Source organism: Pseudomonas viridiflava (assembly GCF_900602065.1).
Taxonomy (GTDB): domain Bacteria; phylum Pseudomonadota; class Gammaproteobacteria; order Pseudomonadales; family Pseudomonadaceae; genus Aquipseudomonas.
The window spans coordinates 346,036-366,323 of record NZ_UWFN01000285.1; the positions used below are offsets into that span (position 1 = coordinate 346,036).

Below are 20,288 nucleotides of genomic sequence, written 5' to 3' on the forward strand. Positions count from 1 at the left end.
TCGGACTATGGCGCATTCTGAAAAATGTTGGTAATTTCCGCGCGGTGATCAACACGGAGTTCTAATAATGAAAAAAGTAATGCTCAAGACCACACTCGGCCTCACTGTCAGCCTGGCTGCCTCCCAACTCTTCGCTGCTGGCTTTGCCATCAACGAACAAAGCATCAGCGGAATGGGTACCGGTTTTGCGGGCCGTTCCTCATCTGCTGATGATGCAAGCACCGTATTCGGCAACCCTGCCGGTATGTCCCGTCTCAAGCGCGAACAAGTCAGCGTTGGCGCCGCGGCAATCATTGCAAAGACCAAAATTGATGACGCCAGCAGCTCTTTTGGCGGCAGCAATGATGGCGATATGGTGCCAGTCGTCGGAGTTCCGATGGGGTATTACGTCAAGCCGATTGATGATCACTGGGCATTCGGCGTGGGGGTTTACGTTCCGTTTGGTCTGGTCACTGATTACGAAAACGGTTTTGCCGGTCGCTACTTTGCCGACAAGAGCCACGTCCAGGTTGTCACCTTCCAGCCTACCGTCAGCTATGCCTTCAACGACAAGGTTTCCATTGGTTTTGGTCCGACCATCAACCGTATTGATGGTGAGCTCACCTCCCGCGCGCTCAACCCCGTTACCGGCCCGGTGAATGACGGCAAGGTGAAGGTAAAGGGTGATGACACCGCGCTGGGCTTCAACGTCGGTATCCTGGTGCAAGCCACTGATAGCACCCGCGTTGGCGCAACCTACCACTCCAAGGTTAAATACAAGCTTGACGGCGATACCAAAATCTCTGGCCCCAACTTCGGTCCGTTCAACGGCCAGAAGTACGACGCTTCGCTTGATCTGACCACCCCCGAATCCGTTGACTTCTCGGTTACCCACGAGCTTGACGCGAACTGGACACTGTATGCGGGCAGTACCTGGACCCGCTGGAGTCGTCTGGAAAGCATCGACGTAAAAAACAGCGGCGTCCCTGGCCCGCTGACCCCGACGATTGGTACCATCTCCGAACCTCAGAACTGGCATGACACCTGGGCCCACGCCATCGGCGCATCCTACAAGGTCAACAAAGAGTGGACCTTGCGCACCGGCTTCTCGGTGGATCAATCGCCAACCAATAATGAAAACCGCTCGCCGCGCATCCCCACCGGTGATCGCAAAGCGATCAGCTTCGGTGCTGGCTGGAGCCCGAACGACAACCTGACCATCGACGTGGCGTACTCGTATCTGCGCGAAGACGAAGCGAAAATTCGTGATAACAGTGCGACTAAAGGCACCTACAACGCGAATTACCGCAACACCGCCCATGGCCTGGGTAGCTCGATCACCTATCGTTTCTGATCCATCGACCGCGACGGGCTGACATAGCCGTCTTGCGGTCAATAAAAAGCCCCGCAATCAGCAATGATTGCGGGGCTTTTTCGTGCCGCTCTTACTTCACGGTTTGGAAGCGATGGCCTTTTCAACCGCAGCAATCAACTCCGGATCATCCGGCGTGGTCATGCTGGAGAAACTGGCGACCACGTTGCCTTTACGGTCCACCACGTACTTGTAGAAATTCCAGCGCGGCGCATTGCTTTGCTCGGCCAGCACTTTGAACAGATGAGTAGCGTCGTCGCCTCTGACGGGCTGCGGTTCAGTCATAGTGAAGGTCACGCCGTAATTGACGTAGCAAACCTTGGCCGTTTCTTCGCCATCTTTGGACTCTTGTTTGAAGTCATTGGAGGGCACGCCCAACACTTCCAGCCCCTGCCCTTTGAAGCGCTGATTCAACGCTTCCAGGCTTTTGAACTGAGGGGCGAAGCCACAGAAGCTGGCGGTATTGACCACCAGCATCGGCTTGCCTGCAAAGCGCTCGCACAGGTTGATATTTTCCTTGGCGCGCAACTTGGGCAACTCACCCTGCAACAAGGCCGGGCAATCAGCGGCCATGGCAGTGCTGCCTAACGCGAACATGAGAACCGGCAGAGCAATCCAGCGAATGTGCATAGGGCATCCCGAGCGCCTTTGCGGCGCAGTCATCCATTATTGTCTGGAGGACAAACTAACCCGAGCCCGGAGAAATGCCTAGAGGCACGCCCCCATACCCAACTGCAAGGCAGCCAGACCGACGTTCTGCCACGCCCACCAGACCAACGCCAGCGTCAATACGCCCACCAGCCCCGCGCCCCAGAACCACATCCGGCTCATGCCGCACGAGCCTGCAACCGGGCAACCGGCCGCTCACGCACTGGCCAGTTCAATGCGGCCGCCAGCAGACTCAGCAGTATCGACACTTGCCAGATCAAATCGTAGTTCCCCGTCCGGTCATACACGACACCACCCAGCCAACCGCCCAGGAAGGCGCCCAATTGATGGAACAGGAACACGATACCACCGAGCATCGACAGGTTACGCACGCCAAACAACGTCGCGACGGTGCCATTGGTCAGCGGGACAGTGGACAGCCACAACAGGCCCATCGCGACACCGAACAGATAGGCTGAGGTTTCACTCAGCGGCAGCGTGATGAACAACACAATCACCACTGCACGCAGCAAATACAGCAAGGTCAACAGCCGTGGCTTGGACATACGTCCGCCCAGCCAACCTGCGGTGTAGGTTCCGAAGATATTAAACAGGCCGATCAGTGCAAGCACCGTTGTGCCGACCTTGGCGGGCAAATGCTGATCCACCAGATACGCAGGCAAATGCACACCGATGAACACCACCTGAAACCCACAGACGAAAAAACCCAGGGCCAGTAGCCAGAAGCCTGAGTGCGAGCAGGCTTCGTGCAACGCTTCACGCAGAGTCTGCTCACCGCCGACCAATGGCGTCGGGCTGTCCCTGAGCATCATCACCAGCGGCAGAATCAATGCCACTAGCACGCCGAGCACCAGCAATGCACTCGACCAGCCCAGCCACCCAATCAATCCGAGGGTGCCGGGCAGCATGGCGAACTGACCAAATGAGCCAGCAGCACTGGCGATCCCCATGCCCATGCTGCGCTTTTCAGCAGGCAACGCCCGACCGACTACGCCCAGAATTACCGAAAATGAAGTACCGGACAGGCCAATGCCGATCAACAGGCCGGCACTCAGCGAGAGGCTTAAAGGCGTGTCAGCCGTGCTCATCAAGAGCAGACCTGCCGCATAAAGAATGCCGCCGATAAACACCACTTTGGCAGCACCAAAACGGTCAGCCAATGCCCCGGCGAACGGCTGCGCCAACCCCCACATCAAGTTCTGGAAAGCGATCGCGAACGCGAAGACTTCACGACCCCATCCGAAGTCGGCACTCATCGGTGCGAGGAACAAACCAAAACCATGTCGCGTGCCCAGTGACAGCGCCAGAATCAAGGCACTGCCCAACAGGATCCAGCCACTGGTACGCCAGACTGAGGTCATTTTTATTCTCCAGCTCACGCGTGCGGAAAAATTACGTGGATATACCCGTAACAGAATATGTGGAAGCTACGCGTTGCGGGCAGAGGGTGTCAATCTGATCGGGCTGACTCTTTTCAACCGACACACAACTGGCGCGGATTGGAATGCAATCCCTGTGAGACCGAACTCATTCGGGAAGACTGATTACCAGACGCTGGTTATGTATTGTCCGTACGGGCCTCTTCGCGAATGAATTCGCTCCCACGAGGATCGCGTTTTCAGCCTCGCATAAGGGATTGCATTATCAATTAGAAACAGCAAGCGCCAACACGATCAACACCGCGACTTCCAGCAACTCCAGCAATGCACCCGCCGTATCTCCGGTGGTGCCGCCGAGGCGTTTGAGCATCAGGTGCCTAAGCCAAAAGAAACAGGCAGCTGCGGCAGCAAGGGCGTAGAGACCCGCGAACCCGGCGACCAGCCCACAGCTCACTGCAACGATTAGCAAAATGTGCCTGCCAAGAGCGCGCGGCAAATGGTCAGCCAGCGCCTGCCCCAGCCCGCCAGCCCTGACGTAAGGCGTGCACAGAAACAGACCGAGCATGGCGCTGCGACCCAGCACCGGTGCGAGCAGCAATGCTAGGGAGTTCTGACTCTCAATCAACGCCAGCAGCGCAGTGAATTTAAGCAGCAGCACCAGCATCAGTGTGACCACCGCTATGGGTCCGCTGCGGGGATCTTTCATGATGGTCAAGGTGCGTTCGCGGTCGCCAAAACCACCGAGCCAGGCATCGGCGCTGTCGGCAAGACCGTCCAGATGCAGCCCGCCGCTGAGCAACACCCAGGCGGTCAGCAGCAACGCGGCATGGAGCATGACAGGCGCGTCGCCGAGCAGGGTATTCAAGCCCAACAACACCACACCGAACAGCACGCCCACCAGCGGATAAAACAGCAACGAACGCCCTAGCTCCTCGGGCTTGGGCATACCGGGCAAAGTGACGGGCAAACTGCTGAGGAACTGCAGGGCAATCCAGAACGGCAACATGTCAGGTTTCCTCGCTATCGAACCCACAACTCAAATTGGAACGCTGTCTCTGTAGGAGCTGCCGAAGGCTGCGAAAGCAATTAGCCTGACACACCGTCATTCGCAGCCTGCGGCAGCTCCTACAAGTTTGGTTGGGGCTCGGTCAGGAGCCCGCCATCAGCCACGCTTATCGCCAATAACGCGCCATGCCCAACGGTCACTTGCAGCAATTGCTCACGAGGCAAGCCACGGGCGTTTGCCAGCAACAGGCGCATGACACCGCCGTGGCTGATCAACAACACACGCTCACCAGCATAGGCTTGATGCAGTTTTTCGACAGCAGCCAAGACCCGCGCCGAAAACTCAATCACAGGCTCGCCGTTGGGTGGCGTAAAGCCGTAAGGATCGTTCCAGAACAGGCCCAGACCTTCGGCATCGGTTTCCATCAACTGCGCGGCGCTGTGCCCTTCCCAATCGCCGAAATGCAATTCCTGCAAGCCTGGCTCCAGGCTCAGCGGCAATGCAAGGCGCTCGGCCAGTTCTTCAGCAAAGCGCGCGCAACGTTGCAGCGGCGAACTGATGATTCGGTCCCATGGACCGGACTCAGCCACCGCAGCGCGCATCTGTGTCCAACCGGTGTCAGTCAATGCATCGTCCAGACTGCCGCGCATACCCCCGCCCAGCTCGGTCTCGCCGTGACGCAGCATGTCCAGATGCAAGATCATGCAGGACGATCCGCGACAGCCGCTTCAGCGAAAGTCGCCATGCCGTTGTGCAACTGACAGGCCAGACGCACCAGTGGCACTGCCAATGCTGCGCCACTGCCTTCGCCAAGCCGCAGGCCCAGATCCAGAAGCGGCTCGGCCTGCAAGGTTTCCAGCAAATGACGGTGGCCCGGTTCAGCACCACGATGGCCGAACAACAGCCAGTCACGGCACGAAGGATTCAAGCGTACCGCCACCAGCGCCGCGACACTGCAGATAAAGCCGTCGACCAGCACGGCAATACCTTCCTGGGCGCAAGCCAGATACGCGCCTGCCAGCGCTGCAATCTCGAAACCACCCAGGCAGAACAGGCTTTGCAACGGATCCCCGGCGTGCTCGACATGCAATGCCAGTGCACGCTCAATGACCTCGGTCTTGTGGCTGATGCCCTCAGCATTCAACCCCGTACCCGGGCCGACCAACAGCTGCGCTGCGCAGTCGAGTAGCGAGCAGGCCACCGCACTGGCCGCAGCGGTATTGCCGATACCCATCTCGCCACCGACGAACAGTTCAATGCCCACTGCCTTGGCGCGCAGCACGCTGTCGCGCCCGGCCTGCAACGCCAGCAGGCCTTGCTCCTGGCTCATGGCCGGCCCCTTGGCGAAGTTCGCCGTACCGGCACCGATCCGTAAATGACGCACACCCGGCAGATCCAGCGGGGTCACGGTGCCCAGGTCGACTACGTCCAGTTGCGCCGATAACTGCTGCGCCAAGACGCTGATCGCCGCTCCGCCGTTGACGAAGTTGTGCAGCATTTGCCCGGTCACTTCCTGCGGATAAGCCGAGACCCCCTCCGCAACTACGCCATGATCTCCAGCAAAAATCGCGATCCACACGGCATCAACCTTGGGTTTTACCCGCCCCTGCAGCCCGGCCAGTTGCACCGCAACACGCTCCAGTTGCCCGAGGGAACCGGTGGGTTTGGTCAATTGCTGTTGCCGCGCCAGGGCTTCTTCCCTCGCCGAAACATCAATCGTCCGGGCAGGTTCAAGCCACCAGGTGTTACTCATAATGCGGATCCTTTCAGTGTCAGAGGCAAGCCAGCCACGGTCAGCACGACGCGCTGGCACCGTTCGGCCAGAGCCTGGTGCAGTAAACCGGCTTCATCGACATAGCGACGGGTCAGTTCACCGAGGGGTACCACGCCCAGCCCGGTTTCGTTGCTGACAAAAATGATTTCGCCCGGCAATTGCGCGAGGCAGTCGAGCAGCGCCTGGCGCTCTTGCGCCAGACGCTCAGGGTTTTCAAGCATCAGCAGATTGGTCAACCACAAGGTCAGGCAATCCACCAGCAAACAGCGGTCAGTGCCGGCGTTATCCCGCAAGACACGCGCCAGCTCGACAGGCTCTTCAATCAGGCCCCATGTGTCGGGACGACGCTCGCGATGCAGTGCGACGCGCTGATTCAATTCGCCGTCCACGGGCTGGCTGGTGGCGATGTAAATCACTTCCAGCCCAGAGTCACTGGCGAGACCTTCAGCCAGTCGACTCTTGCCGGAGCGTGCGCCCCCGAGGATTAGTTGCTGCATGTGTGGGCGTCTCTCTTAAGAAAAAATGCATCCATCTCGATTGAAACGCGATCCTGTGGGACCGGATTCATCCGGGAAGACGACAGTCCAGACGACGATGATGTGGCGGATGTACCGGCCTCTTCCCGAATAAATTCGGTCCCACAGGATTTGCGTAAATCCAGAAGTTACGTGTTGTTTGATAGGGAGCCACATTCAAGCCACCGCACCCAACCCACACAACTCGCGCAGCAGCTTGCCGTCCAGGTGGTTCTCAACCAGATCCGCCAGGCGCTCGATGTCGCGTTCGCGCAAGGCGTGGTAATCCACTTGCTGCACGTCCTGCAAACCGGCCCAGCGCAACAGCGCGCTGCACGCCTCGGGCGTCTCGAACAGGCCGTGCAGATAAGTGCCGAAAATCTGCCCGTCAGCACTTTGCGCACCGTCGCAACGGTCATCGTCCAGTTGCACCGCCGGGCGCTCCAGCGCTGCGCCGGTGGTCACCCCTGCATGAATTTCATAGCCGCTGATCTGCACGCCTTCCAGCAACAGACGGCCTTTCACGTTCCGTAGCTGTTTCTCTTCTTCGAGCACCGTGCTCATCGCCAGCAACCCAAGACCCGCGCTGGAACCCGGCGCGCCCTCAAGGCCCAACGGATCATGCAACTGCTCGCCGAGCATCTGCAAACCACCGCAAATCCCCAGCAGCTTGCCACCGTAGCGCAGGTGTCGGGAGATGGCGGTATCCCAGCCGTTGGCACGCAGGTAAGCCATGTCGCTGCGCACGCTTTTCGAGCCGGGCAGGATGATCAGGTCGGACGAAGGGATCGCTTGCCCCGCCCCGATGAATTGCAGGTTGACCTGCGGGTGCAGGCGCAGTGGATCAAAATCAGTGTGGTTACTGATGCGCGGCAGAATCGGCACCACTACGTTGAGCACTTGCTCGACCTTGTCGGTCTGACGCTGATCAAGACCGTCTTCGGCCTCCAGGTGCAGGTCCATCACGTAAGGCAGCACGCCAACCACTGGCTTGCCCGTGCGTGCTTCCAGCCAGTCCAGCCCCGGCTGCAGCAACGCAATGTCGCCGCGAAAGCGGTTGATGATGAAACCCTTGACCCGCGCCTGCTCGCTGGGCGAGAGCAACTCCAGCGTGCCGACCAGATGAGCAAAAACCCCGCCACGATTGATATCGGCGATCAGCAGCACCGGGCAATCCACCGCTTCGGCGAAGCCCATGTTGGCAATGTCATTGGCGCGCAGATTGATTTCAGCGGGTGAGCCGGCGCCTTCGACCATGATCACCGGGTAGCTACGTCCCAGTCGCTCATGGGATTCCAGCACCGCTTTCATGGCGATCTCTTTATAGCCGTGATATGCCACCGCATTCATGGTAGTCACCGCACGACCATGAATGATCACTTGCGCGCCGGTGTCGCTGTTGGGCTTGAGTAACACTGGATTCATGTCGGTATGCGGCTGTAGCCCGCAGGCTTGAGCCTGCACGGCCTGTGCACGGCCAATTTCCCCGCCGTCTGCCGTTACCGCGCTATTGAGCGCCATGTTCTGTGGCTTGAACGGCACAACGGCAACACCCTGACGGGTCAACCAGCGGCACAGCGCCGTCACCAGGGTGCTTTTGCCCGCGTCGGACGTAGTGCCTTGCACCATCAAGGTCGTCATGGCTGCTCCTGGCTGGGAAGGCTCTGTTTGAATTCGCTCAGCGCTGTTTCCAGGCGTTGCCATTGGGCTTCATCGTCAGGCAGACCAAAGCGCAGGCTGCCGTTAAGCGGGTTATCACTGACAAACAGGCGCAGCAGAATGCCGCGTCGGGCGCAGAAATCATGCAGCAACTCAGCGTTCGCAGTGACTGACCATTGAAACAATGCACAGCCACCCGCTGGTTTCAGTCCATGGCGCGTGAGCAATTGCGCAAGCCGCTTGCTGGCCTGATCAGTACGAAGGCGTTGCTCAGCGTGCCCTTGAACATCCTTGAGGCACGCCTGGCCGATAATCCGCGCGGGACCGCTAACAGTCCAGGGACCGATATCCTGAGCCAGGGACTTGAGCAAGCGTGGCTCGGCCAGCACGAAACCCAACCGCACACCGGCAAGGCCAAAGAACTTGCCGAATGAACGCAGGACAATCAAACCCGCCATCCCCGTATGAGCGGCAAGGCTCAGGTCCGGCGTGTTGTCCATGAAGGCTTCGTCGACCACCAGCCAGCCGCCCCGCTCCGCCAGCCGCCCGTGCCACTTCAAAAGGCGCTCTGGAGTCAGCACCAGCCCGGTGGGGTTATTGGGGTTGACCACCACCAGCACATCAAGGCTGTCGAGAAAGTAGTCCACTTCATGCTCAAGTACTTCGCGCACCAGAAAGCCCGCGCTGCGCCAGGCATGGGCATGCTCGGCATAACAGGGCGACAGCACGCCCACTTTGCCGGTGCTGCGCAGACGCGGAAGGGCCTGAATGGCGGCTTGAGAACCCGACACCGGTAGCGCACGCGCGGCACCGTAATACGTGCAGGCGGCTTGTTCCAGACCGTCATCGGCTTCAGGCAGGCGGTTCCACGCCGTTACCGGGATAGCGGGAACTGGAAAGGCCCACGGTGCGATACCCGTGGAGAGGTCCAGCCAGTCGGCTTCGTCGATGCCGTACTCTCGTGCTGCCTTACGCAGGCGACCGCCATGCTCAAGCATAAAATTCAGCCCCCACGCACAACACAAGCAACCACAACCACACACCGCGCTGCACCAGCTGCCAGCCGCGATCAATGGAGTTGGCGTCAGCGGGCAGGCCTTCACCCAACTGCGGACGCTCATGCAATTCGCCGTGATAAATCGCGGCACCACCCAGCTCGACACCCAGCGCACCGGCACCCGCGGCCATCACTGGCCCGGCGTTGGGGCTGTCCCAGGTCGGGCCTTGGGTACGCCAGCAGCGCAAGGCCAGACGGGTCTTACCCAGCAGCGCGTAAGTCAACGCCACCAGCCTTGCCGGAATATAGTTGAGCACGTCATCGATCTTTGCCGCTGCCCAGCCGAAACGTTCGAAGCGCTCGTTGCGATACCCCCACATGGCGTCCAGCGTATTACTCAAACGGTACAACACCACGCCCGGCGCACCCGCAACGGCGAACCAGAACAAAGCAGCAAATACAGCGTCGCTGCCGTTCTCCAGCACAGACTCGGTGGCGGCACGGGCGACTTCGGTGGCGTCCAGCTCAGAGGTTTGACGGCTGACCAGATAGCCGACGCGACGTCGCGCCTCCTCAAGGTCGTCCGAGCGGAGCGCCTGAGCCACTGGTTCAACATGTTCGCCCAGACTGCGTAAACCGAGGGCGCAATACAGTGCGAGAATTTCCACCAGCCAGCCGATGTAGGGCAGCCAGCTCAACAGCGTCGCCAACAGGGTCAACGGGATGACCGCAATCACCCAGGCGGTTACACCGTGGCTGCGCCAACCGCGCCCGGCAGAATTGAAGCGCTGCTCAATGCGGTCAGCGAAGCACCCGAATGCAACCAGCGGATGGGAGCGTTTGGGCTCACCCAGCAACGCGTCCAGCGCCACCCCGGCAACACTCAACAGCGCCACACTCATTGACCGACTCCCCATTGGTTTTCAAACAACATTTCGTTCAATGGACGCTCTTTGCCCCAGCCTTCCATCACCAGCATGGGCAACGGGTAGAACTCGGTCACCGGCCCCAGGCACAAAATTGCCAACGGCTTGGCACCGGCCGGCATGCCGAGCAGATCCGCCAGAGCCTGTGGCTCGAACAACGATACCCAGCCCATGCCCAATCCTTCGGCACGCGCTGCCAGCCACATGTTCTGGATGGCGCAGGACAATGACGCCAAGTCCATTTCCGGCAACGTACGGCGACCGAAGATGTGCTTTTCGCGATCGTCCATGAGCGCCGCGACCAGCACTTCCGCACAGTCGTTGATGCCCTCGACCTTGAGCTTCATGAAGTCATCGGCACGCTCGCCCAGCGCCTCGGCGGTACGAACCCGCTCACTCTCCACCTGCGTCTGAATGCTTGCACGCAACGCCCGGTCGGTGATGCGGATAAAGCGCCACGGCTGCATCAAGCCCACACTGGGTGCCTGATGCGCCGCTTGCAGCAGGCGCGTCAGTAACTCCGGCGCCACGCTGCCCCCGCTGAAATGCCGCATGTCACGCCGCTCAGCGATGGCACGGTAGACCGCTGCACGTTCTTCGGCGCTGTACGCTTGATCACTCATGGTTTGAAAAGCGCCGCAACCGCCTGGGGATTGGAAGGGAAATAGAAATGCACATAGGACGCCGTCATGCGCCCCTCACGATAGACCGCCTCCGCGCCGCGCCCGCCGTTAGGGCTCAGGCCCCGTGCAATCGGTTGCAGCTCGGTGCTGGTCAAAGAATGGTGATAAGTGTGGCCGCGCAACTCACCCTCGGGCAATGCGACGTTTTGTAGCGCCAGCGCCGCCAGACGCTTCTGCATCACGGCCTCACCTGCGAGTAAACCGACCAGTTCAACGCGCAGCCCGTCAACATCGGTCAAGGCATTCAGCAAATACAACATGCCGCCGCATTCAGCCAGCAGCGGCTTGCCCGCTTGATGGTGCTCGCGGATTGCAGTCAGCATGGGTGTGTTCTGGCTCAATGCAACGTGATGCAACTCGGGGTAACCGCCGGGTAAATACAGGCTGTCCGCCTCGGGCAAAACGCTGTCGCGGATCGGCGAGAAGAACACCAGTTCGGCGCCCATTGCCCGCAACAAGTCCAGGCTCGCGCCATAGGTGAAGGCGAATGCCTCATCGTGAGCAATGGCGATGCGCACGCCTTCAAGCAGCGGTTCGGCCGGAATAACCTCCGGAGCTGCGAAGGTCACGGCGGGCGGCAAGGCCACTTCGCAGGTACTGGCCAAGGCATCAGCCGCTGCGTCGAGGCGCAGGTCCAGGTCGTTCAACTCGCTGGCCTGCACCAGGCCGAGGTGACGGCTGGGCAGTTCGATGCCGGTTTCCCGGGACAATGCGCCGTACCAGCGCAGGCCCTCAGTCAGGCTGCCTTCGAGCAATTGCGCATGACGCACAGTGCCGACGCGGTTAGCCAATACACCGGCGAACGGCAAATCAGGCTGATAGCGCGCCAGGCCCAAGGCCAGCGCACCAAAGGTCTGCGCCATGGCCGTACCGTCGATCACACCCAATACCGGCACGCCGAAGTGACGAGCTAGATCCGCGCTGGACGGTGTGCCGTCAAACAAGCCCATCACGCCTTCAATCAGGATCAGATCAGCTTCGCCCGCGGCTTCCCACAACAGACGACGACTTTCATCAGCACCGACCATCCACAAATCGAGCTGATACACCGGCGCACCGCTGGCTCGCTCCAGAATCATGGGATCAAGGAAATCCGGCCCGCACTTGAACACGCGAACCTTGCGGCCCTGATTGCGATGCAGGCGAGCCAACGCAGCGGTAACCGTGGTTTTACCCTGGCCCGAAGCAGGTGCGGCGATCAATACCGCTGGACAGTGACGCGGCTCACTCATGAAAGTCTGCTCACAGCTCGATGCCTTTCTGGGCGCGAATACCTGCCTGAAAGGCGTGCTTGACCACGGTGATCTCGGAAACCGTGTCAGCCATGTCGATCATTTCCGGCTTGGCGCCGCGCCCGGTAACAATCACGTGCTGCATGGGTGGACGCGCCTGCAGGTCGCTGAGTACCCGCTCGATGTCCAGGTAGCCGTGTTTGAGGGCAATGTTCAGTTCGTCCAGTACCACAAGGCCAATGGACGGATCGCGGAGCATTTCCAGAGACACTTCCCAGGCAGCCTCCGCAGCGGCGATATCACGTTGGCGATCCTGAGTTTCCCAGGTGTAGCCCTCGCCCATCACGTGATAACGAACCTGCTCGGGGAACCGCCGGAAAAAGAACTCTTCGCCCGTACTGTTGCTGCCTTTGATGAACTGCACCACGCCACATTGCATACCGTGGCCCATGGCTCGGGCGAGCATGCCGAACGCAGAGCTGCTCTTGCCTTTGCCGTTACCGGTCAGGACCAGCAGCAAACCGCATTCATTAGGGGCGCTGGCAATACGTTCGTCCATGACGGCTTTCTTGCGCAGCATGCGCGCCAGATGGCGTTCGTCACGTTCAGGGGATTCGTTCATCTCAGCTCTCCGCTTGAGGGCACGCGAAAGCAGACGGAAGGCATAGCAAAGACTGACAGCACGACCACAGGTCATGCGCAGAGCATCGCCCGCCGTGATGCTGTTGGATGGATCAGGCCGGTCTCCGGGCTCATGAGCGGGCGGACCCGGTTGCGCGCCTTCCCATGCCGGAGCACAGTGGCAGATTGCGCAATTTTCACTCATTTACCGTTGCGGGGGCAGCGCCGGAATAGGTCGCGCTAAAGCGAGCGCACCGGCTTCCCTGTTTCACTCGACCTGCCCGCAGAAACGCTGCTGACGTCGAGCACCTGAAACAAGCGCGCAGGTTAGAGCGTTGGGGTGGGAGCGTCAATCAACACAGGGGTTGAACCTCACCCGCGTGCACGCCTCTACCACTTACTGCACCACTGCCCGTTACGGAGATCGACCATGTTCAAGCTCAAACCGCACTACGCCGTCTTGCTCGTGCTCGCCGCTGGCCTGGCGGGCTGTGGTGAGTCCTCTACCCTGCAAGTCACGGATGGCACCGGCCCATCGCCTAAACTGCCCGAGCCGAACAAAACCCTGATCCCGACGGTGAACATTGCCCCGGCCGTCGGCTGGCCGCAAGGTGGCAAACCTGTTGCCGCTCTGGGTACGCAAGTCGCCGCCTTCGCCGAGAACCTCGACCACCCACGCTGGCTGTACGTGCTGCCAAACGGCGATGTGCTGGTCGCTGAAACCAATTCGCCGCCCAAGCCCGACGATGACAAGGGCATTCGTGGCTGGGTCATGAAGAAAGTCATGGGCCGTGCCGGTGCCGGAGTGCCCAGCGCCAATCGCATCACCTTACTGCGTGACAAGGATCACGATGGCGTCGCCGAAACCCGCACCGTGTTTCTGGAAAACCTTAACTCGCCTTTTGGCATGACGCTGGTCGGCAACACGCTTTATGTTGCCGATACCGACCGTTTGATCAGCTTCCCTTATCAGCCTGGCCAAACGTCGATCAGCGCCCAGCCGACCAAAGTCGTCGATTTGCCAGGCGGCACGTTGAATCACCACTGGACCAAAAACGTCATCGCCAGTAAAGACGGCAGCAAGCTGTACGTCACCGTCGGCTCCAACAGCAATGTGGCGGAGAACGGCATGGAGGCCGAGCAAGGCCGTGCCGCCATTTGGGAAGTTGATCCGAACACCAAGACCCATCGCATCTTTGCCTCAGGCCTGCGCAACCCTAATGGCATGGATTGGGAACCGAGCACCGGCAAGTTGTGGACAGCAGTCAACGAGCGTGACGAAATCGGCAGCGACCTGGTGCCCGATTACGTGACCTCGGTGCAGGATGGCGGCTTCTATGGCTGGCCCTACAGCTATTACGGCCAGCATGTGGACGAACGCGTGAAGCCACAAAACCCGGAGCTGGTCGCCAAGGCGATTTCGCCGGACTTCGCGGTGGGTCCGCACACGGCTTCACTGGGCCTGGTATTCGCCGACGGCAAGACTTTGCCTGCACCATTCAATGAAGGGCTCTTCATTGGTCAACACGGTTCCTGGAACCGCAAGCCGCACAGTGGCTACAAGGTGTTGTTTGTGCCATTCAAAGACGGCAAGCCAGCCGGCGCGCCTGTCGACCTGCTGAGCGGTTTCCTCAATGCAGACGAAAAAGCCCAAGGCCGCCCGGTTGGGGTAGTCAATGATCATCAGGGTGGTTTGCTGGTGGCCGATGATGTCGGCAACAAGATCTGGCGAGTGACGGCGGCGAAGACCCAGCAGGCGGGAGTGAAGCCTTAGCGCCAAGGATCGCTGGATCGGGGGCATGCCTTCAGATTACGGTGAATCCACTGACGTCATCGCGAGCAAGCTCACTCCTACAGAAGATCGAATTACAACTGTAGGAGTGAGCTTGCTCGCGATGACGATGTACGAGTCAGTGCAAATCCAGCTGACACTCTGGGGATGAGAAACCAGTGGAAGAACGTTATCTGCAACCTGTATTACTGATTACGCGCCAGATTCGAAGGCTGGATCACCCGTTTGGCATCCAGATACGCCTTCTGCCAATAAGGCTTGTCGAGGCTGTCGAGCTTCACCGTGCCGCCGGTTGCAGGCGCATGCACGAAGCGGCCTTCGCCGACGTAGATACCTGCATGGCTGACCTGAGAACCGCCACCTGTGGCGAAGAACACCAGATCACCGGATTGCAGCTGCTCACGCCCCACGCTCGGTGCGCGCATCACAATCATGTCGCGGGTTGAACGTGGCAGCGCAATGCCCGCTGCGTCACGGTAAACAAAACCGATCAGACCGCTGCAGTCAAAACCTGAATCGGGGGTGTTGCCACCCCAACGATACGGCGTCCCCACCAGCCCGAGGGCACGGAACAACACATCTTCGGCAGCAGGATTGGGATTCTCGGCAGGAGCAACCATCACCGGGCGTTGAACGACCCGTGGTTGCGGCGGCGGTGCACTGGCGCAAGCACCGAGCAACGCAGCAAGAGAGATGACCGCAAGGCGTAGCGTAATCGACATAAACAACAACCCGATGTGGATGCGGCTTACTTTGCCGGGAGCCCGAAAAGCACAAGACAGGCTTATAGCCTGTCTTTGTACGGGACGCTAATTATTTGTGCTTGCGCTTCTTGACCGCAGGAGTCTTGAGCGTAGTTGCGGTCATTGCTGTCGTCTGGGCCGGAGCAGCCGTCGGCGACTCCATGGCCAAGGCGCGTTTGGCTTCAATGAACGTCTTGCTCCAGTACACATCATCCAGGCTATCGACGCGAACACCGCCACTGCGACGGCTGCTGGAGTGGATGAACTGATTGTCGCCCAGGTAGATGGCAGCGTGGCTGACGCGACCGCGGCCGGCAGTGCTGAAGAACAACAGATCGCCAGGCTCAAGGTCAGTGCGCTTAACCAGAGGCGCATCAATGTTGATCATTTCACGGGAAGAACGCGGCAGACTCATGCCAGCCTCTTCACGGAACAGATAACCGATGAAACCGCTGCAATCAAAGCCGGACTTGGTTGAGCTACCACCGAAACGGTAACGGGTACCGATCAGCGACTTGCCACGCTCAAGGATGCTGTCGGCCAGAACCGGCAGTTGGTAAGGCTTGTTGTCAGAGAACCGGGCCAGCTCAGCTTCAGTCGCCAGCTCATCCTGCAGGACCGAGCGGTCTGAACGGATGTTAGCGCTGGAAACGCTGACTGATTTAGCGGTTTGTTGCTGTACTTGCTGCTGTTGCGAGACCGGTGAATTGGCGGCGCAACCGATGAGCAGGGTAACAAGTGCGAGAGGCACGAGGGGTGCGAAGCGAACTAGCATGGGCACGACCGTGGCTGATAAATATTAAGAAGCCGCGACTATGCCCACTATCATCCTGATTTGCAAATTCAATCGAACTAAATGTGACTTACCAGTTCGCCCATGACATGTGCTGCCCGACAGGCAAAAAACGCGTCCATTTGCGCGGTCTGATTAGTAGGCGTCAAATTTATTTCCGCCGTAAAACCGCCGCAAACCCTTGTTCTGAATACAGGTTCATGGATGTAAGGGAAGCTTGCGGTAGTCCCAATGCTCAACACTGCATCAAAGCCTTTTGCCATCTCATCATAGAGTGTTTGCATCGCTTGCTCAGGCAACATCTCCTGAAACAAAACGACGGGTGGTCGCAGAACGCCACCACACAACCGGCAAAGTGGGGGAAGTGGCCGCAGCAAATGCACACTCAATTCCGGGTCTTCGGCTGCGCATGACTGGCAGAACAGCGGCGCCATCTGACCATGAATTTCGATCAGGCGCTCAGGCGGGCTACCCGCAGCGCGATGGTAGCCATCGACGTTCTGCGTCAGCACCCAACAGTCTGGCTTCTTGCGTTGCAATTCTGCGATCGCGTAGTGCGCAGCGTTTGGCTGGCCACCCAGGCACGCCTTGCCCAGTTCTGCGATGTATTTCCAACACAGTGCAGGATCACGACGCAACATCGGCCCGGACAGCGCCATCTCGATAGGCAGGCCATCATCGGTCTCGCCGTTATACAAACCGCCGACACCGCGATAGGTTGGCAAGCCGGAATCCGCTGAGAGCCCTGCCCCGGTAATAATCAGAATTCGCTGGGCGACACGCAGCGCTGATGCGGTTTGCAGCAGCAACGCAGGGTCTACCACCCAAGCGTCTCTTTAAGGAAGGGGATGGTCAGTTTGCGCTGAGCCTGCAAAGAAGCCTGATCGAGGGTTTCCAGCAAATCGAACAGAGCACTCATGCTGCGAGTGCCCCGGGTCAGGATGAAATGCCCGACCTCGTCGGTCAGGTGCAGCCCGCGTCGCGATGCACGCAGCTGCAGAGCACGCAACTTGTCTTCATCCGACAGGCCACGCATCTGGAAAACCAGCGCCATGGTCAGGCGAGATTTGAGGTCAGGCAGTTTGACGGGCAACTCACGCGGGGACTGTGAGGCGGCAATCAGCAAACGACGGCCGCTGTCACGCAGGCGATTGAACAGGTGAAACAGGGCTTCTTCCCACTCCGGCTTGCCGACGATGGCTTGCAGGTCATCAAGGCAGACCAGTTCGTACTGTTCAAGGTTGTCGAACAGTTCGACGCCTTCATCGATCACTTCGGCCAGAGGGAGATAAACTGCCGGCTCGCCCATTTGCTCGAAACGCAGGCACGCGGCCTGCAACAGATGGGTGCGCCCTACCCCGTCCTTGCCCCATAGATAGATGAGACTCTCGGTCCAGCCTGCCTCGGCTTCGCACAGGCGCTCGACGTAGCCGAGTGCCGCAGCATTGGCGCCGGGATAGTAGTTGATGAAGGTGGCGTCATCACGCAGACGCACACCCAGGGGCAGCTGAATAGGTTTCATGCTGGCTGAACGGCTCAAGTGAACCGTAAGGGGCCTCTGTGTAAAGTGCGCAAAGTTTATACCCGTGACGCTGGGGGCACAATGCGCCAGACCATAAGCAAAATCAAAGGTTTGCGTGAGTCTTTGGCGGCTATGGGGAAATGCTCAGAGATGATTGAGGGCTGGCACTCTTTTCACATGAGGTTGCAATCTCCTTGTGGGAGCGGTGCTTGCCCGCGATACAGACGCTACGGTGTTCAGCAATACACCGAGTCATCGTTTATCGCGGGCAAGCACCGCTCCCACAGTTAGATCGCGACCACTTGCAAGAGCCAGTCGCTTCCTACAACTCAGGATCTTCCGCGCCACCGTAAACATCCGACTCTTTATAGAGGTCGTGGGCATGGCGTACCAGAACCATGATCACCGCCGCCACCGGCAGCGCCAGCAGGATACCGGTGAAGCCAAACAACTCACCGCCTGCCAGGATCGCGAAGATCACCGCAACCGGATGCAGGCCTATACGATCGCCTACCAGCAATGGCGTAAGCACCATGCCTTCCAGCGCCTGCCCCACCATGAACACAGCTGCAATACCCAGCAACGGATACAGGTCGCCGCCAAACTGGAACAGCCCGGCCACCAGCGCTGCGCCGATACCGATCACGAAGCCCATATAAGGCACGATGGCGGCCAGACCGGCGATAACCCCGATCAACAGCCCCAACTCCAGCCCTACCAGCATCAAGCCCGCCGCGTAAATCACGCCCAGGCCGACCATCACTAATAGCTGACCACGAATGAACGCGCCCAAAACTTCATGGCACTCACCCGCCAGCTTGACCACCTGCTCTTCACGATGGCGCGGTAACAGGCCACGAATCTTGGCCATCATCACGTCCCAGTCGCGCAGCAGGTAGAAGCACACCACCGGGATCAGCACCAGATTAGTGATCCAGCCGATCAGTGCGAGGCTGGAAGCTGTAGCCCTGGACAGCACAGCGCTCACGATATCGCCGGTCTGGCCCATGTGTTCTGAAATGGCCGCTTTGACCTTGTCGAACTTCCAGAAACCATCGGCCAGACCAAACTTGGTCTGCACCCACGGCAGTGCCGTGTGCTGCAGCCAGTCAAGGATCTGCGGGGCTAGCTCATACAGACGGAACAGTTGCTTGGCGAGCATCGGCACCAGAATCAGCAACAAGCCCATCAGGATCAGCGTAAAGAGGCCGAATACCGCCACCACGCTCAAGGTCCGCGACAAGCCCAGTTTTTCCAGCTTGTCGGTCAGGGGGTCGCCCATATAGGCCAGCAATAGCGCCACCAGAAAGGGGGTCAGGATCCCGTGCAGCAAGAACACAAACAGGAATAGCAGAACGACTCCGCCAATCCAGAACCAGCGCCGTGTGTCAGTCATCAAAGCCCCTCAACTATTAATTAGCACCCATTGGAGCCTTGCCTGCCCCCGACGAGGCACGACATGCGCCACCGTCAGAAGGGCGAAAACACTGTCTTAACCGACAGCTTGCCGCGGCGATAAGTCACCAGCGGAAGTAAATTTGCGGCGCGCTCACCGGAACGATTGTCGGCGCAGGCGCCTGAACCGGCGCTGTAGCGTCAGCCGGTGCTGGAGCAGGTTGTTCAGGTGCAGCTGGAGCCGTCGGTGCCTGAGCAGCTTCGGACGCCGGAACTTCCTGCAGCTTGGCCAGCGACAGTTGCGAGCGCAGCTGCTCGGCACTGCCATTCACTTCATAAATGATGCGATCGCCCTCAACCTGTTTCAGACGTGCGCCAAACGGTTCGAGTAATTGCATCAGTTGCGCATAACGCTCAAGGGTCATGCCCTGCACCTGCATCAGCAAACCGCTGGAGGCGCCAGGCTTGGCGACAAAGCGCGGTGCCAGGCGCTCACTCACGGCCAACAGCACAGCGTCAGCCAACGCTTCGGAGGTGGCGGCGGTCGCCGTACCCTGCTCACGCTGATCGCCCATCCACAAACGCCATTTACCCTGCCATTGCCCGGCGTCTTCCTTGGCATGCACTGCCAGCAACGCGTCCGCGCCATACCGCTCCGAAGCTTGCTTCAAGGCGGTGGGATCAGTGCCTTCGATGTTCTTGGCAGTGCCGACGCCCTGCTCTTCAAGATCAGCCAGCGGCAGACGCAGTGGCAAGGCGCGATGCTGGGCCGCACGCCGCAGTGGCTCCGCGGAGCTCTGACCGTCGCCCACCAGATTGGAGCCTTCGGTTGCGTCGTTCAGCCACCAGCCGAGAATCGTTGGCCGGTTGCTGCCCCACAATGCATAACCAGCCTGACGCAGCGCACGGTCAGTGCTGGCCGGATCGAAATCCACCAACAAGGTTTCCGGCGGCCCGGCTTCGTAGCCGTATTGGCTGATGACCTGTTGCGGGTGCTTGCGCAGTTCGGCCAGAGAAGAACCCTTTGGCGCACGAGCGTCGCCGGTCAGGCGCAGGATCATGGTTTCCAGTGCAGCCTGAGTGGCACGGCTGCGCTCGTCAGGAGACTGGCCACTGACCGGTTCACGGACTTGATACAGATTGTTCACGGTTTCAGCGAAGCTCGGCAGACTGAGCAGTGACAGGCAGCCGGCAAAAAACAGATTTGAAAGACGCATGGACAGTTCCCGAA

General features: G+C 59.5%; 21 protein-coding genes and 1 riboswitch. Of the genes, 2 read left to right on the top strand and 19 right to left on the bottom strand.

Annotated elements, in window-relative coordinates:
* Nucleotides 1-67: 67 nt before the first annotated feature.
* Nucleotides 68-1,333 carry an OmpP1/FadL family transporter gene (locus EE949_RS19945; protein ID WP_122665859.1) on the top strand — a complete coding sequence of 422 codons (1,266 nt, stop codon included), beginning with the start codon at nt 68-70 and terminating at the stop codon, nt 1,331-1,333.
* 96 nt (nt 1,334-1,429) lie between these two features.
* Here EE949_RS19945 and EE949_RS19950 read toward each other — a convergent pair whose 3' ends face one another.
* The 13 genes from EE949_RS19950 to cobO all read right to left on the bottom strand — a co-directional run bounded on the left by EE949_RS19950 (nt 1,430) and on the right by cobO (nt 12,813).
* Nucleotides 1,430-1,981, bottom strand: coding sequence for a glutathione peroxidase (locus EE949_RS19950; protein ID WP_122665860.1), 552 nt, complete (start codon nt 1,979-1,981; stop codon nt 1,430-1,432).
* A gap of 78 nt (nt 1,982-2,059) precedes the next feature.
* The gene (locus EE949_RS29990; RefSeq protein ID WP_275899041.1) at nt 2,060-2,182 is read right to left on the bottom strand and encodes a hypothetical protein; all 123 of its coding nucleotides are present in this window, start codon (nt 2,180-2,182) and stop codon (nt 2,060-2,062) included.
* Nucleotides 2,179-3,381: an MFS transporter gene (locus tag EE949_RS19955; RefSeq protein WP_122665861.1), complete on the bottom strand. Its 1,203-nt coding sequence runs from the start codon at nt 3,379-3,381 to the stop codon at nt 2,179-2,181. Before EE949_RS19955 ends, EE949_RS29990 begins: the two co-directional genes overlap by 4 nt.
* Nucleotides 3,382-3,664: 283 nt before the next feature.
* A complete protein-coding gene (locus EE949_RS19960) occupies nt 3,665-4,405 on the bottom strand; it encodes an adenosylcobinamide-GDP ribazoletransferase (RefSeq protein WP_122665862.1) in 741 nt (246 codons plus the stop codon).
* A 119-nt stretch (nt 4,406-4,524) separates the two neighbouring features.
* Nucleotides 4,525-5,109, bottom strand: a complete 585-nt coding sequence (gene cobC / locus EE949_RS19965) for an alpha-ribazole phosphatase family protein (RefSeq protein WP_122665863.1) — start codon at nt 5,107-5,109, stop codon at nt 4,525-4,527.
* Nucleotides 5,106-6,158 carry a nicotinate-nucleotide--dimethylbenzimidazole phosphoribosyltransferase gene (gene cobT, locus EE949_RS19970; RefSeq protein WP_122665864.1) on the bottom strand — a complete coding sequence of 351 codons (1,053 nt, stop codon included), beginning with the start codon at nt 6,156-6,158 and terminating at the stop codon, nt 5,106-5,108. The genes cobC and cobT overlap by 4 nt, the downstream gene beginning before the upstream one ends.
* Entirely contained in the window at nt 6,155-6,676 is a 522-nt protein-coding gene (gene cobU / locus EE949_RS19975; protein ID WP_122665865.1) for a bifunctional adenosylcobinamide kinase/adenosylcobinamide-phosphate guanylyltransferase, read from the bottom strand. Before cobU ends, cobT begins: the two co-directional genes overlap by 4 nt.
* 195 nt (nt 6,677-6,871) lie before the next feature.
* Nucleotides 6,872-8,335 (bottom strand): cobyric acid synthase, encoded by a 1,464-nt coding sequence (locus EE949_RS19980; RefSeq protein ID WP_122665866.1) that lies wholly within the window; start codon nt 8,333-8,335, stop codon nt 6,872-6,874.
* Entirely contained in the window at nt 8,332-9,351 is a 1,020-nt protein-coding gene (cobD, locus tag EE949_RS19985; protein WP_122665867.1) for a threonine-phosphate decarboxylase CobD, read from the bottom strand. Before cobD ends, EE949_RS19980 begins: the two co-directional genes overlap by 4 nt.
* Nucleotides 9,344-10,252 carry an adenosylcobinamide-phosphate synthase CbiB gene (gene cbiB / locus EE949_RS19990; RefSeq protein WP_122665868.1) on the bottom strand — a complete coding sequence of 303 codons (909 nt, stop codon included), beginning with the start codon at nt 10,250-10,252 and terminating at the stop codon, nt 9,344-9,346. Before cbiB ends, cobD begins: the two co-directional genes overlap by 8 nt.
* Nucleotides 10,249-10,899, bottom strand: coding sequence for a 5,6-dimethylbenzimidazole synthase (gene bluB, locus EE949_RS19995; RefSeq protein WP_122665869.1), 651 nt, complete (start codon nt 10,897-10,899; stop codon nt 10,249-10,251). Before bluB ends, cbiB begins: the two co-directional genes overlap by 4 nt.
* A complete protein-coding gene (locus EE949_RS20000) occupies nt 10,896-12,191 on the bottom strand; it encodes a cobyrinate a,c-diamide synthase (RefSeq protein ID WP_122665870.1) in 1,296 nt (431 codons plus the stop codon). Before EE949_RS20000 ends, bluB begins: the two co-directional genes overlap by 4 nt.
* A gap of 10 nt (nt 12,192-12,201) precedes the next feature.
* Nucleotides 12,202-12,813 carry a cob(I)yrinic acid a,c-diamide adenosyltransferase gene (gene cobO, locus EE949_RS20005; RefSeq protein ID WP_122665871.1) on the bottom strand — a complete coding sequence of 204 codons (612 nt, stop codon included), beginning with the start codon at nt 12,811-12,813 and terminating at the stop codon, nt 12,202-12,204.
* Between the two features lie 98 nt (nt 12,814-12,911).
* A riboswitch (cobalamin riboswitch) is annotated at nt 12,912-13,140 on the bottom strand.
* A gap of 102 nt (nt 13,141-13,242) precedes the next feature.
* Between cobO and EE949_RS20010 the strand changes: the two genes are divergently transcribed.
* Nucleotides 13,243-14,586, top strand: a complete 1,344-nt coding sequence (locus EE949_RS20010) for a PQQ-dependent sugar dehydrogenase (RefSeq protein ID WP_122665872.1) — start codon at nt 13,243-13,245, stop codon at nt 14,584-14,586.
* Nucleotides 14,587-14,789: 203 nt separating this feature from the next.
* On the opposite strand, the gene EE949_RS20015 is transcribed toward EE949_RS20010, so the two are convergent.
* The 6 genes from EE949_RS20015 to EE949_RS20040 all read right to left on the bottom strand — a co-directional run bounded on the left by EE949_RS20015 (nt 14,790) and on the right by EE949_RS20040 (nt 20,274).
* The gene (locus EE949_RS20015) at nt 14,790-15,326 is read right to left on the bottom strand and encodes a C40 family peptidase (protein ID WP_122665873.1); all 537 of its coding nucleotides are present in this window, start codon (nt 15,324-15,326) and stop codon (nt 14,790-14,792) included.
* 91 nt (nt 15,327-15,417) lie between these two features.
* Nucleotides 15,418-16,122 carry a C40 family peptidase gene (locus EE949_RS20020; protein WP_122665874.1) on the bottom strand — a complete coding sequence of 235 codons (705 nt, stop codon included), beginning with the start codon at nt 16,120-16,122 and terminating at the stop codon, nt 15,418-15,420.
* Between the two features lie 77 nt (nt 16,123-16,199).
* Nucleotides 16,200-16,964, bottom strand: coding sequence for an NAD-dependent deacylase (locus EE949_RS20025; RefSeq protein WP_162874719.1), 765 nt, complete (start codon nt 16,962-16,964; stop codon nt 16,200-16,202).
* The gene (hda, locus tag EE949_RS20030; RefSeq protein ID WP_027902380.1) at nt 16,958-17,662 is read right to left on the bottom strand and encodes a DnaA regulatory inactivator Hda; all 705 of its coding nucleotides are present in this window, start codon (nt 17,660-17,662) and stop codon (nt 16,958-16,960) included. The genes EE949_RS20025 and hda overlap by 7 nt, the downstream gene beginning before the upstream one ends.
* 322 nt (nt 17,663-17,984) lie before the next feature.
* Complete coding sequence (locus EE949_RS20035; protein WP_122665875.1) at nt 17,985-19,058, bottom strand: AI-2E family transporter; 1,074 nt, start codon at nt 19,056-19,058, stop codon at nt 17,985-17,987.
* Nucleotides 19,059-19,182: 124 nt separating this feature from the next.
* Nucleotides 19,183-20,274 (bottom strand): DUF2066 domain-containing protein, encoded by a 1,092-nt coding sequence (locus EE949_RS20040; protein WP_122665876.1) that lies wholly within the window; start codon nt 20,272-20,274, stop codon nt 19,183-19,185.
* Nucleotides 20,275-20,288: the final 14 nt, after the last annotated feature.

Coding starts and splice junctions, on each gene's coding strand:
- EE949_RS19945 (WP_122665859.1), top strand. CDS start 68: ATGAAAAAAGTAATGCTCAAGACCACACTCGGCCTCACTGTCAGCCTG.
- EE949_RS19950 (WP_122665860.1), bottom strand. CDS start 1,981: ATGCACATTCGCTGGATTGCTCTGCCGGTTCTCATGTTCGCGTTAGGC.
- EE949_RS29990 (WP_275899041.1), bottom strand. CDS start 2,182: ATGAGCCGGATGTGGTTCTGGGGCGCGGGGCTGGTGGGCGTATTGACG.
- EE949_RS19955 (WP_122665861.1), bottom strand. CDS start 3,381: ATGACCTCAGTCTGGCGTACCAGTGGCTGGATCCTGTTGGGCAGTGCC.
- EE949_RS19960 (WP_122665862.1), bottom strand. CDS start 4,405: ATGTTGCCGTTCTGGATTGCCCTGCAGTTCCTCAGCAGTTTGCCCGTC.
- cobC (WP_122665863.1), bottom strand. CDS start 5,109: ATGATCTTGCATCTGGACATGCTGCGTCACGGCGAGACCGAGCTGGGC.
- cobT (WP_122665864.1), bottom strand. CDS start 6,158: ATGAGTAACACCTGGTGGCTTGAACCTGCCCGGACGATTGATGTTTCG.
- cobU (WP_122665865.1), bottom strand. CDS start 6,676: ATGCAGCAACTAATCCTCGGGGGCGCACGCTCCGGCAAGAGTCGACTG.
- EE949_RS19980 (WP_122665866.1), bottom strand. CDS start 8,335: ATGACGACCTTGATGGTGCAAGGCACTACGTCCGACGCGGGCAAAAGC.
- cobD (WP_122665867.1), bottom strand. CDS start 9,351: ATGCTTGAGCATGGCGGTCGCCTGCGTAAGGCAGCACGAGAGTACGGC.
- cbiB (WP_122665868.1), bottom strand. CDS start 10,252: ATGAGTGTGGCGCTGTTGAGTGTTGCCGGGGTGGCGCTGGACGCGTTG.
- bluB (WP_122665869.1), bottom strand. CDS start 10,899: ATGAGTGATCAAGCGTACAGCGCCGAAGAACGTGCAGCGGTCTACCGT.
- EE949_RS20000 (WP_122665870.1), bottom strand. CDS start 12,191: ATGAGTGAGCCGCGTCACTGTCCAGCGGTATTGATCGCCGCACCTGCT.
- cobO (WP_122665871.1), bottom strand. CDS start 12,813: ATGAACGAATCCCCTGAACGTGACGAACGCCATCTGGCGCGCATGCTG.
- EE949_RS20010 (WP_122665872.1), top strand. CDS start 13,243: ATGTTCAAGCTCAAACCGCACTACGCCGTCTTGCTCGTGCTCGCCGCT.
- EE949_RS20015 (WP_122665873.1), bottom strand. CDS start 15,326: ATGTCGATTACGCTACGCCTTGCGGTCATCTCTCTTGCTGCGTTGCTC.
- EE949_RS20020 (WP_122665874.1), bottom strand. CDS start 16,122: ATGCTAGTTCGCTTCGCACCCCTCGTGCCTCTCGCACTTGTTACCCTG.
- hda (WP_027902380.1), bottom strand. CDS start 17,662: ATGAAACCTATTCAGCTGCCCCTGGGTGTGCGTCTGCGTGATGACGCC.
- EE949_RS20035 (WP_122665875.1), bottom strand. CDS start 19,058: ATGACTGACACACGGCGCTGGTTCTGGATTGGCGGAGTCGTTCTGCTA.
- EE949_RS20040 (WP_122665876.1), bottom strand. CDS start 20,274: ATGCGTCTTTCAAATCTGTTTTTTGCCGGCTGCCTGTCACTGCTCAGT.